Raw genomic sequence first — 15,738 nt, 5'->3', positions numbered from 1 at the left:
TAATGGGATTGAAAACATTATTGTAATTAAAAAATCACTGGCTTAAATATTGTTGTTCTGATATGAAAAAATATAGAGATTGCATGAAAGGAAAATTTGAATGTTAATTTTAGGAATTATTGTTGTTATTGTCAGCTTATACCTGTTGTATCTAAAATATAGGGTTGTTTTTACTGGCGAAAAATGCAAAGGAAAAATAATAGGTATTGTAGACCAAAACGCTGGGTATGTTGTTGGTGGAGCTTTTGTAAAAAAACACGCCTACATTATAAAGATTAAGAATAAAAAATATTATACGGCACACGGTTGTATCCTGTTATCACTGGGAAAAAGAAAAATCGGGAAAGAAATATTTGTATTTAAGAATGAAAAGTATGGAAAAGAGGTTTTCAAGTGTTTTGATTTTCGTATAGAATCGTAACTCTTTTGACGTGTTTATTGGGGGTATTTCTGATTTATGAGAGCTTACAATAACGGTAAATAATTTCATATTCATACTCATAAGCAGTTGGTCTTAGGATTGACTGCTTTTTCTATACAGATTTTTATTAACAGGCAATTATCAAGATACGGTAGTTGCCTTTTTTGATTGGAGGAATTTTAGAATGAATGATAAAAACTTTATTGAAACATTAAGACAAAAACGTGAGGAATACGGAGTAACACAAACAAGAATTGCTGTTGCCTGTGGTATCAGCCGTGAGTATTACAACCGCATTGAAAAAGGCAAACAGCCATTGAATGATGAATTAAAGGAAATCATAGAAAAACAGATTGAGCGTTTCAATCCACGAGAGCCGTTATTCCTGCTGATTGATTACTTTCGTGTCCGCTTTCCTACTACGGACGCATTAAAGATTATCCGTGATGTATTGCAATTAAAAGCCGATTATATGCTGTATGAAGATTATGGAAAATACGGATATGAAAGCAAATATGTGCTTGGCGACATCAATATCATGTGTTCCATGCAGGAACATTTAGGAGTTCTATTGGAACTGAAAGGCAAAGGCTGTCGGCAACTGGAAAGTTATCTGTTGGCACAGGAACGCTCATGGTATGATTTTATGCTTGATTGCATGACGGCTGGCGGTGTGATGAAACGGCTTGATTTGGCTATCAATGACCGAGCAGGAATATTAGATATTCCAAAGTTAAAGGAAAAATATATGGCTGGGGAATGTGTTTCCTATTTCCGTAAACAGAAAAATTATGGCAGTACAGAAAAATGTGGTGATGATATGCCAAAGAATACAGGCGAAACTTTATATCTTGGTTCAACAAGTAGTGAATTATATATGTGTGCTTATCAAAAGAACTATGAGCAGTATGTCAAAATTGGCACAGAAGTTGAAGATACCGAGATTAAGAACCGCTTTGAAATTCGCATGAAAAATGAACGAGCCTATTATGCCGTTGTAGACCTACTGACTTATCGGGACGCTGAACGTACTGCTTTTTCTATCATCAATCATTATGTCCGTTTTGTAGATAGAGAGGACGATAAACCGAAAAGTCAATGGAAAATGAATGAGGATTGGGCGTGGTTTGTAGGGGATAACAGAGAGCCGATACGCTTAACTACAAAGCCAGAGCCTTACACCTTGCAAAAGGCATTGCATTGGTTACAAAGACAGGTTGCACCGACCATAAAAATGATACAGGCATTAGACAGAGAAAATCATACAACGATACTGAAAGATATGATTGAGCAGGCAGAACTCAAAGACAAGCATAAACACTTATTACAGTTAGAAAAATCAACCATAGAAGAACGTATAGATACCGTTGTTCCACAAGAGAATGACGGTATTTTTTAATTTCTTCAAAAAATCTGCAACAAAACGGCTACTTGCGTACAGATATGGTGCGAGAAAAGAAAATCTAACTTTTTTTCAAAATTACTCATTAAATCGAGGTTTCCATTCCCTATATGGAGTGAAAGAAGAAAAATTTTTGAAAAAATGTCGGAAAATCGAGTTGAGTGGACAGTGTTCTATGAAAAGAGAAAAACTATCATCAATTTGTATTCAAACAGATAGTAACAGTTGAGTATTGGTGTGAAAAGAAGAAAATCTTTTCATTTTCAACTTAACATTTGGCAGTTTCCGTTCCCTATATGGAGCAAAGAAAATCTTTTATTCCACAGTTGGCAGTTACGGCGTTGCATGGGTAGTTAGGGTGTGAAAAGAAAATCAGATTTTTTCATCATCAACTTAGCAGAATGACACTTTCTTTCCCTATATGGTACAGGAAAAGAAAAAAGTTTTGAAGATTGGTTACGTTTCTGCTCTTTTCCAACGCGGTATATAGGAAAGACGATTTTCTTCTTTCGTGTTCTTTGACAACTGAATAAAGCAGTTCAATACGTTTGACAGACAGCGAGCCGTTGAAACAGATACGCCATGACCTTTTCCCTGCTAAAGCGAGCGAACCTTATCTGTGTTCCTGTAAGAAACTTGTCCTTTCCTACCGCCATGACCTGTCCTGTCTGATAATGATACTCCCGTACAGCCACAGCTTGAGCGTTAAAAGCGTCGCACGCAATGGGTACGGCTACATAAGAACTATGCAGAGGTGGAACTCCTGTGGGCTATGACAAAAGCCGTTGAATTGCTTAGAAAAGATTTTTACAGAAAGGGGGTATGTGTTATTGCTGATATTGTAAAAACAAGGCAGGAAAAGCCAAATAATAAGTGTGGCATTGGCAACAGAGGAAAAACAAAGATTGTTGTAAAAGAACATTTTTCCGAAAAGGGAAAGACAATGGAAGAACTTCTGACGGATGTTATGCTGGAAAAAGCAAAGCAGACAATCGCATAAAATCGGTGCAGTTGTAAGAAATAGATTGAATGGCAAAAAGTACCCGTGTTATACTTTACTTGCAAGCAGGTATTGTAAACACGGGTTAGTTATAAAGGAGGATAACTGACAATGAAACAACAGATTTACAATACTGCACTTTATCTTAGGTTGAGCCGAGATGATGAATTACAGGGCGAAAGTTCCAGCATTACCACACAAAGAAGTATGTTACGTCTATATGCAAAAGAACATCATTTGAATGTGATTGATGAATATATTGATGACGGCTGGTCGGGAACAAATTTTGAAAGACCGAGTTTCCAGAGAATGATTGAAGATATAGAGGCAGGAAAAATCAACTGTGTTGTAACGAAAGACCTTTCCCGACTTGGCAGAAATTATATTATGACAGGACAATATACAGAATTGTATTTTCCCAGCCATAATGTCCGTTACATAGCGATTGACGACGGTGTAGACAGCGAAAAAGGCGAAAGTGAGATTGCACCATTTAAGAATATCATCAATGAATGGGTGGCAAGAGATACAAGCCGTAAAGTGAAATCTGCATTTAAGACAAAATTTGCAGAGGGTGCATATTATGGGGCTTATGCTCCGTTAGGATATAAGAAACACCCCGACATCAAAGGAAAACTGCTGGTTGATGAGGAAACAAAATGGATTGTTGAAAAAATCTTCTCCCTAGCCTATCAAGGTTACGGTAGTGCCAAAATCACAAAGGTACTGCGAGAAGAAAAAGTTCCTACAGCGTCTTGGCTGAATTTTACAAGGTACGGTACTTTTGCACATATCTTTGAGGGAAAGCCCGACAGCAAGCGTTATGAGTGGACGATTGCTCATGTCAAGGCAATCTTAAAAAGTGAAGTCTATATCGGAAACAGCGTTCATAATCGACAATCAACAGTTTCATTCAAGAGCAAGAAGAAAGTGCGTAAGCCTGAAAGTGAATGGTTTCGAGTAGAAAATACCCATGAGCCGATTATTGATAAGGAAGTGTTTTATCGTGTGCAGGAACAGATAAAATCAAGGCGTAGACAGACAAAGGAAAAAGCAACGCCGATATTTGCAGGGCTTGTCAAGTGTGCGGATTGTGGCTGGTCTATGCGGTTTGGAACGAATACGGCAAATAAAACGCCTTACAGTTATTATGCTTGCAGTTTCTACGGACAGTTTGGTAAAGGTTATTGTTCTATGCACTACATCCGCTATGATGTGCTGTATCAAGCCGTATTGGAGCGATTGCAGTATTGGGCTAAGGCAGTACAGCAGGACGAAGAAAAAGTGTTGAATAAGATACAAAAGGCTGGCAATGCAGAGAGAATACGGGAAAAGAAGAAAAAGGCAAGTGCCTTGAAGAAAGCCGAGAACCGCCAAAATGAGATTGACCGCTTGTTTGCGAAAATGTATGAAGATAGAGCCTGTGAGAAGATAACGGAACGAAACTTCATCATGCTGTCGGGGAAATATCAAAAAGAGCAGATAGAACTGGAACAGCAGATAACCAACCTAAGAGAAGAATTAAGTAAAATGGAACAGGATATGATAGGTGCTGAAAAGTGGATTGAGTTAATCAAGGAGTATTCCGTACCAAAGGAACTGACAGCACCATTATTAAATGCAATGATAGAAAAAATCCTCATTCACGAAGCAACAACGAATGAGGACAATGAAAGAATACAGGAAATAGAGATATACTACCGATTTATTGGAAAAGTAGACTGATAAAGAGGGTTCATATCTTTAACTAAGGGAAAGCGGAATTTGTCTTCCGGATGTTTCTACTTATATAGAATTATGTAATATTTTGGGGATTAGCATTAATGAGTTTTTAGCCGGTGAAGATTTAAGAAAAGAACAAATTGAGGAAAAAGCAGAAATTAATTTGCTTCAAATCGCAAAGGATAGTAAGAAAAAACAAAAAAGTTTACAAAATATCATTTGGTTTTTAGTATTTCTTATAATTTTACTAAGTGGAACTTTGGGAGTGGTTTTTTACTGGAAGGTGCGATTGCCGCAAAATTATATTGAAGCAGTGTCGATATCGAGAAAAAATATAGAAATGCAAACAGCAGAAAGAATATATGGAGCAGATGAAGCCTTTTCATTTCGGTACAAAATGACAGATAAATTTAAATCGCTTACATTTTATATCACGGAATATCAGGTGGGAAAAAAGATTTCAAAAAGCAAAATAGGAACGATAGATTATGAAAAATTTGGTTCTCCAAAAGAGGGTATAATTGTAGTTGCGCCTTATTTTGCAAAGGCAGTGGTTCGTTTTATTGAGAAGGATGAAAAAGCAAAATTCATAACGGAACTTCCTGTTCTTCAGGATGTAGAAGCAAGGAGCTTGATTGAATACTCAGCAGTTCAGAGGGAAGAAAAACAAGATATACAGTACGGAAAGGAACAACCATTGATTGCACTTTTCTATGGTAAAGATGGAATGAATGCAATTCCTATCCAAGATATTTCATCAGGTGATTTATGTTTTTTTGAAAATGATTATATATATTATTTCTCGGTTGAATTTCATAAGTGATAATAGAGTTTATGAAAAGGGAAGCAAGAGGTAACAGATATATGAAAATACATATTATTGGTGGGAGTGGAAGCGGAAAGACTTATCTCGCAGAGAATCTGTCAAAAAAATATGGAATCAGACATTATGATTTAGATGATCTGCAATGGGATAATGATGCGGACACTTATGGAGTGAAGCGATCTAAAGAAGAGCGGGGAGAACTGCTCAAAGAAATTTTAAAGGAACCAGAATGGATTATTGAAGGTGTCTATTATAAATGGGTTGGTGAGGCATTTGCGGCGGCAGATGTAATTTATGTTTTGAATGTGCCGCTTTATGTTACAAAATTTCGGATTATTAAGCGTTTTTGCAAAAGAAAACTTGGATTGGAGAGAGGAAAAAAAGAAACACTGAAATCACTTTTGGGTTTGCTTCGCTGGACAGAACAATATCAGAAAGAAGACATGGTTCAGATTTGGAAGATGCTTGAACCGTACAGGGAGAAATGCATATATGAAGAAAAATAAAAATTCTGCGAAATTATTCTCCTTTAAAATTATTTTTCCGATATCAAAAAATATGCAAATACTATAGAAAGATGAAAAAGGGGGAAGAAAAATGTCTGTAAATAAGATAAAAAGAGGTAACAATGTGATGGTGCGTAACATGAAGATTTGTAAGTATTTTTTGGCAGTTTTCGCTGTAATATTGACTTTTCAAAGTGTTGTCTTACTAATAAATTTTTGCACTTTTTTGTGGACTTCTCCGGAACAGATTTTTGTTACGCAGACGGAAGGTGCAGTAAAAATTCAGGCATTTATAGGTTATTTTCAGTTGTCTTCACAATCTTTACCGATAAATGACAATCTGGAAGTAAGTGCCAAAGTATTTGGAGCCAGTATTGCAGCAATCACATTATTCTTTGAGAAGATTCCCTCATTCTTAGTTTTGTGGAAAGTCGCACAGATCTTACAGAAAATGACATCGTCACCTTTCAGTGATGAAATATGTCAAAAGATAAAAGAAGTTGGTTGGATAATTGTATATTTTGGCTTGCTTCAGAAATTACTATTTCAGAGCGGTATTTCTCTGATTTGTTATCATAAGTTTTGGATTAATAATCCAATTAATTTGACGCTATTGTTTGCCGGCGCAGTTATCCTGCTCATAGGAGATATCTTTGTATATGGATGTGAACTTCAAAAAGAAAACGATGAAGTATTATGAAAGAATGTGTATAATATTGGATATAAATTAAGAAGTTTTCAGTGAGGTAATCTATATGGACGAAAAAGAATTAATGAAGCTATCGGCTGGCGAATTAACTGATTTAGGAATATGTCCTACTTGTTTTAATAGAAAACATAACGGAGCAGTTTTTGGAGATAATTCTGACAAATTAATTTATGAAGATCATGAAATAGAATGTTTTTTTGTGGGAAATCCAAGAGCAGATGGGCATATGTGCATTTCAACTATTGATCATTATCACGATATGAGTGAAGCACCAGATTATATAAATGAAAAGATAATCAGGTTTTCAAAACAGTTTATGATAATTCTTAAAGAAGTTTATCAATGTGAAAGAGTTTATATGTGTACCATGTGCGATGGTCTTAATAATCACTATCATATTCAGTTGATCCCTCGTTATAGTTATGAAAAACGAGGAAGCAGAAATTTTGTAAAAGAAAGACATGATTATATTTTTGATGAAATAAAGTTTAATAAAGTTAAGTCATTAATAAATGAATATGTATTAAAAAACAAGTAAACTTTTTCAACTTGAATTTGGAAGAGAAAGGGCTATGTAATGTTTGCAGAAGAATTTGCGGCAGCGGGTATGACGGCTATTGTAGAAAACATATTTGAAGATGGACAGTGGTAATTTTAGATTCATTGGGGAAAAGAGGGCGTTATGAGAAAGAGAACAAAGATTATTATTGGAATTCTGGTTGTTTTTGCGATTTTTGTTGCAGGAATTAGTTATAGAGAATATGTAAAAGCACATACATTTACGCTCTCTGGTAATGAACAAATACAATCAATTACAGGAATTGTAAAAGTAAATAGTCCGAGAGATACAGAAGTGATTTTTATTGATGTAGAAACCGGGGTAAATTATGCTATTCCGTATATTACTTCTGGAGCAAGCGAAACCATTAAACTTGAAAAAGGAAAATGGTATAATGTTGAAACAGGCGAAGGGCTTACAATGAGTTTAGTGAACGTTCGTATAGAATAATATTCCAATCTTTGCGAGGGATTGGAAAGAAGAAGATTTGCAGACTGTATCTATGAAGATAGATTACTTGTTAAAACAGCGAAATCAGAAATTAGTTATATATTTAGTGAAGTAATGACAGATGTTAATTTGCGTTGCTTGTGGCAACAGCTGTTTTGATATTTAATAGTCGTATCAAAACAAAGGAGGCGCAGGTTATGTTAAGCGAAAACATTAAAAATCTACGAAAATCAAAAGGACTTTCACAAGAAGAGTTGGCTATAAAGCTAAATGTGGTAAGACAAACCGTATCGAAATGGGAAAAAGGATTATCGGTTCCTGACTCAAGTATGCTTGTCTCATTAGCAGAAGAATTGGATGCTTCTGTAAGTATGTTGCTCGGAGAAACTGTACAGGAAGAATGTTTAAACGAAGGAAATTTAAAGAATATTTCTGAAAAACTTGAGGTTATCAATCTTCAACTTGCTAAAAGAAGTGAGATGAGAATTCGGACAATTCGCTACCTGCTTATATTAGTGTGTGCAATTATTACAGTAGTATTTATTGCTTTCGCAGTTATGAATAGTGAATATTTGACTTGGAATTTTAATAATCCAGAATTAGCAATTGCAGGTACGCTATTGCATGGTGTTGAGTTTTTGTTTGTAAGATTAGCACCTTTCGTTTTTATTGGCTCTGTAATTGGCATTGTACTCACATATAGAATGCGCTAATCTGTAGTTTACGGTGTTAATTGAGAGATAGAAACATATGAATTTCTGGAATTGGTTGAGAGAGGTATTCTACTTCACGTAGGTTGGCTAAAAGTGATTTTTCTCGTAAGATAAACTCATAACAGAAAAGGAGAGAATAACTATGAGCTACATAACAGGAAACACAATTAGAGTATTGCGAGAAAAAAATAATCTTACACAAAAAGAACTTGCGAAAATTATTAGTGTAAGTGATAAAACAATTTCTAAATGGGAAACAAACAAAGGGCTTCCAGACATTGGGATTATCGAAGAATTAGCAAAGGCTCTTAGAGTGTCTTTGTCAGAACTTTTTACTGGCGATTTGAAAACAAATGAGAATGTATCTGGAAACATGAAAAAAATACAATTTTATGTTTGTCCTATTTGTGGAAATGTTATCACAGCTGTAGGAGCGGGGCAATTCTCTTGTTGCGGAATTACACTGCCTAAACAGGAGTATGAGTTAATAGATAAGGAACATTCAGTTTTTGTAGAAACTATTGATGATGAATACTCAATTACAATGCAACATCCCATGAATAAAGAACATTATGTGTCTTTTATTGCATATATTACATCTGGTTCTGTGGAAATAATTAAATTATATCCTGAACAAGATGTTTCTGTCCGATTTAGAAAGAAAGGACATGGGATTCTTTATGTTTATTGCAATAGGCATGGGCTATTCAGAAAAAATATTTAAGAAGGAACCATTCAAATTGCAGTTTACAGTGTTAAGTGTTATATGGAGGTAACAAATGTAAGAATGGAAATTAGAAAATATCAACCATCAGATTGTAAAACATTGACAGAGCTGTTTTATCATACAGTACATACAGTTAATGCAAAGGATTATACAGAAGAACAGTTAAATGTCTGGGCAACAAAACAGATGGATTTAGAAAAATGGAACTTATCACTGCAGGAGCATTATAGTATTGTTGCTATTGAAGACGATATCATTGTAGGATTTGGCGATATAGATGAAACGGGCTACCTTGATCGGCTTTACGTTCATGCAGACTATCAAGGGAAAGGAATTGCAGCAGCTATCTGCGACCAATTGGAACAGGCAGTTGAGGGAAGTATAACAACACATGCATCTATTACAGCAAAACCTTTTTTTGAAAAGAGAGGCTATCAAGTTGCAAAGGAACAACAGGTAGAGAGACAGGGAATTTTTCTTACAAATTATGTTATGATAAAGGAATGATAATGTCCAGGGATCAGACGTTGCTGTAGGGATTATAGAGAAACTGATGAGTTATTGTAGAAGAGAGTGACAGAGATATGGCAATTATATTGATTATTGATGATGATTTACATATCGGAAATGTACTTGAGGAAACACTTACCAACGAAGGGTATGGTGTTATTCGTGCGTATTCCGGGACGGAGGCGGTACTTTTGTTTTCACAAACAAAGCCGGATCTTGTACTTCTTGATTTAATGCTGCCGGGGTTAAGCGGTGAGGAAGTTTTAACACATATGAAAGGGATTCCTGTAATTGTTATAAGCGCAAAGGTTGATGTGGAACATAAGGTTGATCTTTTGCTCGGAGGAGCGGTTGATTATGTCACAAAGCCTTTTCATACAAAAGAATTACTGGCTCGTATTGCCGTACATCTTCGTACGTTTGAAACACTTGGAAAGGCGGGGATTTTGACTTTTGAAGAAATCGAACTCGATATTGATACGCACATAGTAAAGATAAAAAATGCGGAAATAAAATTGACAAGAACAGAGTATGCTATTTTGAAACTTCTAATGCAAAATCCGACACAAGTCATTTCCAAATCACAGCTTCTTGATCGTATCAGCGAAGATACACCGGATTGTACGGAAAGCTCACTAAAAACACATATAAGTAATCTCCGCAAAAAGCTTCGTGAGGTAAGTGGAAAAGAGTATGTGGAAGCAGTTTGGGGGATTGGATTTAAAATGAAAACAGAATAAATCTTTACTATTTCTGAACTGTTTTCTTAACCGTTTTCTGAACCATTTTGCGATAAAATGGCATCATCAAATACAAGGAGGTAAAACTTATATGGAGTATGTTCTTAAAACCAATGCTTTATGTAAAAGCTACAAGCATTTTAAAGCATTGAATGGACTTACGATGAATGTTCCGAAAGGAGCAATCTATGGTTTGGTGGGGAAAAACGGTGCCGGAAAGACAACTTTCATTCGTTTGATCTGTGGGCTGCAAAATCCTACATCCGGAGAGTATTCTTTATATGGTATAAAAAACTCAGAAAAGGAAATTTTAAAATCTCGCAGAAGAATGGGGGCTGTGGTTGAAACACCCTCTATTTATTTAGATTTAACAGCAGCAGAGAATCTGAAGGAACAGTATCGGATTCTTGGAATTCCTTCTTATGACAGCATTCCGAAACTGTTGAAATTAGTAGGTCTTGAAAATACAGGAAATAAAAAGGCTAAAAATTTTTCACTTGGTATGCGGCAGAGATTGGGGATTGCGATTGCTCTGGCAGGCGATCCTGATTTCCTGGTGTTAGATGAGCCAGTGAATGGTCTTGATCCACAAGGAATCATAGAGATGCGCGAGTTAATTTTAAAACTGAACCGTGAACATCAAATTACGGTATTGATTTCAAGTCATATTCTTGATGAGCTGTCTCGCCTTGCGACACATTATGGATTTCTTGACAATGGAAGAATGGTTAAGGAAATCAGTGCGGAAGAATTAGAAGCGTCCTGTCGTAAGTGTGTCCGCCTTGAGGTAACCAATGTAAAAGCGCTTGTCCGTGTTTTGGACGAAATGAAGATTGATTATAATATGATCTCCGATCATGCAGCTGATGTATTTGCAAAAATCAATGTTTCCAAACTGACTATGGCTTTGTCAAAAGAAAACTGCGAAGTGATTTCTATGCAGGAACGAGATGAAAGTTTGGAAAGTTATTATGTTGGTTTAGTGGGAGGGAAAGAGAATGAGTAAATTATTATCGGCAAACGCTATCCGCTTGAAAAAAGATAGATTTTTTTGGATAGGTATGATTTTTATGTTGGCGGCAGGGATAAGTTTCCCGATAATGAAATATATAGATATGCGCCAGACACAGATAATTAATCATATTGATAACGGCTTTTTTGTCTGCGCTCTTTTTATCAGTATTGTAATGGCTGTGTTCTGCAGTTTGTTTATTGGCACAGAATATAGTGACGGAACAATCCGAAATAAAGTAATCGTTGGTCAGAAAAGAGTTTCAATTTATTTGGCAAATCTTATTACTTGTTCGGCAGTAAGTATAGTTATGTGTGCGATGTTTTTCATTCCGCATCTTTCTATCGGAATACCGCTGCTTGGCTTTTTTGAAATGAATACGAAAATGGTTTTGCTATTTGTAATAACCGTATTTATGCTTGCAATTGTATTTACATCGATTTTCACTTTAATTTCGATGCTAAATCATAACAAAGCAGTTACAGCGATTATCTGTATTTTATTAGCGTTTCTGTTTTTAATAATTGGGGCACAATTAAATAAAATGTTGAGTGAACCGGAAACAAATATGGCTATGGCCATGACGGAGAATGGACTGGAATACCAGGAACTTCCTAATGCTAAATTCCTTGATGAAGGAGAGCGTAAAACGGTTCAATTCTTTTATGATCTTCTTCCCGGCGGTCAAGTAGTACAGTGTACTTCGTTAGAGGCTGAAAATTTATCAGTATTACCGGTCTATTCATTGGGAATCAGCATTTTAACAACAGGGGCAGGAGTGTTTTTCTTCCAAAAGAAAGAACTAAGATAAGGAGCATATTATGGAAGTTTGGTTGCTAGTCGTTATCGTCATTTTGCTAATTATTATTTTTGCTTTGGCCATTAAATTGTTTCTCATACAAAAGACTGCACGAGAAATAGAAGTGCAATTTGCTGAGCGACTAATGACTGAAACGAATACGCTGATCGATATTTCCTATCAAGATAAAACTATGTGCAGACTTGCGCAACGATTAAACAGTGAGCTGCGTAAACTGCGCAAGGAACGCCACCGTTTTCAGCGGGGGGATTTGGAATTGAAAAGTGCGGTTACTAATATTTCTCACGATTTGCGCACGCCGCTTACGGCAATCAGCAGTTATCTGGACTTGCTTGATCAGGTAGAAAAAAGCGAAACAGCAGAGCGGTATATAGAGATCATTAGAAACCGTACCGAAGTATTAAAGCAGTTGACAGAAGAACTTTTCAGCTATTCGGTTATTACATCTCCACAATCCGATAACCGTGTGGAGTTTGTTGCTGTAAATGGTGTATTGGAAGAAAGTATATTAGGTTTTTATGCAGCTTTGCAGGAGCGAAAGATAACGCCGAGTATTTCTATAACAGAGCATAAGGTAATCCGTAAGGTGAATCGAGCTGCGTTATCCCGTATCTTCTCAAACCTTCTTAATAATGCAATTAAGTATAGCGATGGAGATTTGAATATCTCTTTGACCGATGCGGGGGAAATTAGTTTTTCCAATACTGCGTCTAATTTAAATGAGATAGATGTCGAAAGACTGTTTGACCGTTTTTATACAGTTGAAAATGCAAGAAAATCAACAGGACTTGGATTATCTATTTCAAGAATCTTAATTGAACAGATGAACGGCACAATATCTGCTCAATACGAGAATGGAAAGTTAAGGATTTGTATCCGGTTACCGGAGGCCATATAATTCATTACCGTTTGCTAAGAAACTATATTATTTTATTGATATTTTAAATGATATGTGGTATTATGTTACGGATTTCGTCTCTTATATAAGTTCACAATTGGGTGGACGTTTCTACAAACTACCGTAAATAGTTTACTATAAGACTTGAGAACAGGTCTTAGTAAATTATTTGCGGTTTTTTATTATTCTGAAGGAGGTTTTTATGGAAGAAACAAAACAGCTTGGGGAACAGCCAATAAAAAAACTATTGTTAAAGTTTTCGGTCCCTTGTGTGATGGGACTTTTAATCGGTGCACTCTACAATATCGTAGACCAGATATTTATTGGGAACAGTAGTCTTGGATATTTAGGAAATGCAGCAACAGGTGTTTCTTTTCCTATTATTTGTATTGCGAATGCATTTGCATGGTGCATAGGTGATGGTGCGGCAGCTTTTTTAAGTATTTGTGCCGGGCGAAAAGATAGCGAAAGCGCACATAAATGTGTTGGTACCGGTATTGTGTCAACGGCGATAATCAGTATAGTGCTATGTGCGGTATGTTTGATTTTTTGTGAGCCGCTTATGGCTTTATTTGGCGCATCAGATGCTACATTACAGCTTGCTTGTGATTATTTTAGAATTGTTGTCTGCTTTTTTCCGGCTTATTTAATGTTTAATGTCATGAACAGTATGATACGAGCGGATGGAAGTCCGACATATGCTATGGTGGCATTGCTTCTAGGCGCGGTTATTAATATTATTTTAGATCCTGTTTTTATCTTTGCGTTAGATTGGGGAATTCAGGGTGCTGCGATTGCAACGGTAATAGGACAAGTTGTCTCTTTTGTGATCTGTGTTGCCTATTTCCGCAGACCGAAAAGTTTCAAATTGAAGAAAAGCAGTTTCCGTATCGATTATCCGGTACTCAAAAACTTAATTATTTTAGGTGGATCTACGTTCATAGTACAAATTTCAATGGTTGTTATGACATTGCTTTGCAATATGATGTTATTCAAATATGGAGCACTGTCTAAATTTGGAAGTGATATTCCGATTTCTGTATTTAGCATCCAGACAAAAATCTATACAATCGTAGGGAATATCGCTTGTGGAATTGCCTTAGGAGGACAACCGATTTTAGGATATAATTATGGCGCCAAGAAAATGGATCGTGTAAAAGAATGTTATAAGTATATTCTGTTGTCTTCTTTGACAGTTGGAATTTTGGCTACGATCATATTTATTGCGTGTCCGCAAATTATTATTGGAATATTCGGAAAACAAAATGAACTCTATATGGAATTTGCTGTCATTAGTTTCAAAATCTTTTTGAGTTTCAGCTTTGTTACAGCTTTTATAAAGATTTCTTCAATCTTTTTCCAGGCAATTGGAAAACCGGTACAAGCGATGGTTGCTTCTGTTCTTCGTGATATGATATGTTTTGTCATTTTTACAATCGGTCTTTGTATGTTCTTTGAGGAGAGAACGCCGGGCAATGGCATTTACGGTATACTTTTTGCTTCACCGCTTTCAGATTTGGTCGCAGGTACGGTTATTACCATCTTAACAATTAAATTTTTAAGAAGTTTAAAAGAAACACCGGAAAGTAGAAGGGAATCGGCAGCTATCGTTTCAACACATCCGGGAACAATCATTACGATTGCCAGACAACACGGAACTTGTGGAAAACAGATTGGGGAACTTTTAGCGGAGAAACTTGAGATTCCGTTTTATTGTAAGGAATTAACCGCTATCGCAGCAAAAGATAGCGGATTAGCGGAAGAATTCTTATTAAGCGATTATGAGCAGGAAGATAAATTGCTTTATAATCTATATCTTAGTACGAATGTAGGGCAGCAAAGTATCATTGCCCAAGAAAAAATCTTACGCAAAATAGCTGATGAAGGTTCTTGTGTGATTGTGGGAAGAGCAGCAAATCATGTACTATGGAATTATGAAAATGTCTTAAAAGTTTTTCTTTATGCACCGGAAGAATATCGAATGCAAAATATTCAGGATATGTATGGTGATACAAAGGAAAAGGCATATCAGCATATGCGCCGCTCAGATAAAGCGCGTGCGGCTTATTATCAAAATGTTTCCGGTTATGAATGGAAGAATTTTGGCAACTACAATCTATGTATAGATGCAAGTATCGGAAAAGAAGCAGTTATAGATATTATTTTAGATTATATGAAACATAGAAAATAGTTGAAGAATATTACCGCAAAGTGATATATTGAAACAAAAGAGACATGAAAAAATGATTGGAGGGAAAATGGGATGAGAAAAAACTGGAAAGAGCTGTTGATTTTTGGGCTGCAAATATGTTTATTTTATTTATTTCCCTTAACGGCAGGGCCAACAGATGCATTGGGAATGGTGTTTCTCATTATGGCAGGGACATTGCTGCTTGGGGTTGCGATGGGAATGTTTGCAGGAAAATTGAAATATTTGTATCCATTTGCCACAGCAGGGATTTTTTTGCCGACAGTGTTTCTTTATTATAATGAATCTGCACTGATTCATGCAGTCTGGTATCTGATACTTGCCGGGCTTGGAGTTGTATTAGGATTAGTTTTGCGTTGGCTTTGGAAGAAAAGAGACAGAGAAGAATAAAAGATAAGAAGTTACAGGGGCTGTCGGTTAATACCGATTTTTAGCTTCTAAATCTTAAAATAAGAATCTCCTGTAGAAATCAGTGTTTTTATACCTGATTTTCTACAGGAGATTCTTATTTTTT

General features: G+C 36.0%; 18 protein-coding genes and 1 riboswitch. All 18 genes read left to right on the top strand.

The features are described from left to right. Positions 1 to 100 precede the first annotated feature (100 nt). The 18 genes from DWX73_RS10925 (at position 101) to DWX73_RS10825 (ending at position 15,614) form a co-directional block, all read left to right on the top strand. Positions 101 to 421: a hypothetical protein gene (locus tag DWX73_RS10925; protein WP_242996850.1), complete on the top strand. Its 321-nt coding sequence runs from the start codon at positions 101 to 103 to the stop codon at positions 419 to 421. Between the two features lie 184 nt (positions 422 to 605). Next, positions 606 to 1,820, top strand: a complete 1,215-nt coding sequence (locus tag DWX73_RS10920; protein WP_074091753.1) for an XRE family transcriptional regulator — start codon at positions 606 to 608, stop codon at positions 1,818 to 1,820. 775 nt (positions 1,821 to 2,595) lie between these two features. Continuing rightward, the gene (locus DWX73_RS10905; protein ID WP_095915226.1) at positions 2,596 to 2,823 is read left to right on the top strand and encodes a tRNA wybutosine-synthesizing protein 3-like protein; all 228 of its coding nucleotides are present in this window, start codon (positions 2,596 to 2,598) and stop codon (positions 2,821 to 2,823) included. Positions 2,824 to 2,934: 111 nt separating this feature from the next. Continuing rightward, on the top strand, positions 2,935 to 4,548 hold the full coding sequence (locus DWX73_RS10900; protein ID WP_021391129.1) for a recombinase family protein: 1,614 nt from the start codon (positions 2,935 to 2,937) through the stop codon (positions 4,546 to 4,548). Positions 4,549 to 4,630: 82 nt separating this feature from the next. Continuing rightward, complete coding sequence (locus DWX73_RS10895) at positions 4,631 to 5,368, top strand: transcriptional regulator (protein WP_118348798.1); 738 nt, start codon at positions 4,631 to 4,633, stop codon at positions 5,366 to 5,368. Between the two features lie 41 nt (positions 5,369 to 5,409). Continuing rightward, positions 5,410 to 5,877 (top strand): AAA family ATPase, encoded by a 468-nt coding sequence (locus tag DWX73_RS10890; RefSeq protein ID WP_118348797.1) that lies wholly within the window; start codon positions 5,410 to 5,412, stop codon positions 5,875 to 5,877. Between the two features lie 91 nt (positions 5,878 to 5,968). Beyond that, positions 5,969 to 6,577 (top strand): hypothetical protein, encoded by a 609-nt coding sequence (locus tag DWX73_RS10885; protein ID WP_118348796.1) that lies wholly within the window; start codon positions 5,969 to 5,971, stop codon positions 6,575 to 6,577. Between the two features lie 55 nt (positions 6,578 to 6,632). Then, a complete protein-coding gene (locus DWX73_RS10880; RefSeq protein WP_118348795.1) occupies positions 6,633 to 7,124 on the top strand; it encodes an HIT family protein in 492 nt (163 codons plus the stop codon). A gap of 144 nt (positions 7,125 to 7,268) precedes the next feature. Then, entirely contained in the window at positions 7,269 to 7,595 is a 327-nt protein-coding gene (locus tag DWX73_RS10870) for a hypothetical protein (protein ID WP_118348794.1), read from the top strand. Positions 7,596 to 7,792: 197 nt separating this feature from the next. Next, positions 7,793 to 8,308 (top strand): helix-turn-helix domain-containing protein, encoded by a 516-nt coding sequence (locus tag DWX73_RS10865; RefSeq protein WP_118348793.1) that lies wholly within the window; start codon positions 7,793 to 7,795, stop codon positions 8,306 to 8,308. Positions 8,309 to 8,450: 142 nt separating this feature from the next. Next, on the top strand, positions 8,451 to 9,032 hold the full coding sequence (locus DWX73_RS10860) for a helix-turn-helix domain-containing protein (RefSeq protein WP_118348792.1): 582 nt from the start codon (positions 8,451 to 8,453) through the stop codon (positions 9,030 to 9,032). Positions 9,033 to 9,095: 63 nt separating this feature from the next. Then, the gene (locus DWX73_RS10855) at positions 9,096 to 9,542 is read left to right on the top strand and encodes a GNAT family N-acetyltransferase (RefSeq protein ID WP_118348791.1); all 447 of its coding nucleotides are present in this window, start codon (positions 9,096 to 9,098) and stop codon (positions 9,540 to 9,542) included. A 77-nt stretch (positions 9,543 to 9,619) separates the two neighbouring features. After that, positions 9,620 to 10,285 carry a response regulator transcription factor gene (locus DWX73_RS10850; protein WP_118348790.1) on the top strand — a complete coding sequence of 222 codons (666 nt, stop codon included), beginning with the start codon at positions 9,620 to 9,622 and terminating at the stop codon, positions 10,283 to 10,285. 91 nt (positions 10,286 to 10,376) lie between these two features. Beyond that, entirely contained in the window at positions 10,377 to 11,291 is a 915-nt protein-coding gene (locus DWX73_RS10845) for an ABC transporter ATP-binding protein (protein WP_118348789.1), read from the top strand. After that, positions 11,284 to 12,108, top strand: coding sequence for an ABC transporter permease subunit (locus tag DWX73_RS10840; RefSeq protein ID WP_118348788.1), 825 nt, complete (start codon positions 11,284 to 11,286; stop codon positions 12,106 to 12,108). Before DWX73_RS10845 ends, DWX73_RS10840 begins: the two co-directional genes overlap by 8 nt. A gap of 10 nt (positions 12,109 to 12,118) precedes the next feature. Beyond that, entirely contained in the window at positions 12,119 to 13,015 is an 897-nt protein-coding gene (locus tag DWX73_RS10835) for a sensor histidine kinase (RefSeq protein ID WP_118348787.1), read from the top strand. Positions 13,016 to 13,076: 61 nt separating this feature from the next. Further along, positions 13,077 to 13,173: riboswitch (purine riboswitch) on the top strand. A gap of 44 nt (positions 13,174 to 13,217) precedes the next feature. After that, positions 13,218 to 15,206 carry an MATE family efflux transporter gene (locus DWX73_RS10830; RefSeq protein WP_118348786.1) on the top strand — a complete coding sequence of 663 codons (1,989 nt, stop codon included), beginning with the start codon at positions 13,218 to 13,220 and terminating at the stop codon, positions 15,204 to 15,206. Between the two features lie 72 nt (positions 15,207 to 15,278). Beyond that, a complete protein-coding gene (locus tag DWX73_RS10825) occupies positions 15,279 to 15,614 on the top strand; it encodes a hypothetical protein (RefSeq protein WP_118348785.1) in 336 nt (111 codons plus the stop codon). Positions 15,615 to 15,738: the final 124 nt, after the last annotated feature.

It is taken from the genome of Coprococcus sp. AF21-14LB (assembly GCF_003458885.1).
GTDB lineage: Bacteria > Bacillota > Clostridia > Lachnospirales > Lachnospiraceae > UBA9414.
This window is presented reverse-complemented; position numbering and strand designations above follow the sequence as displayed.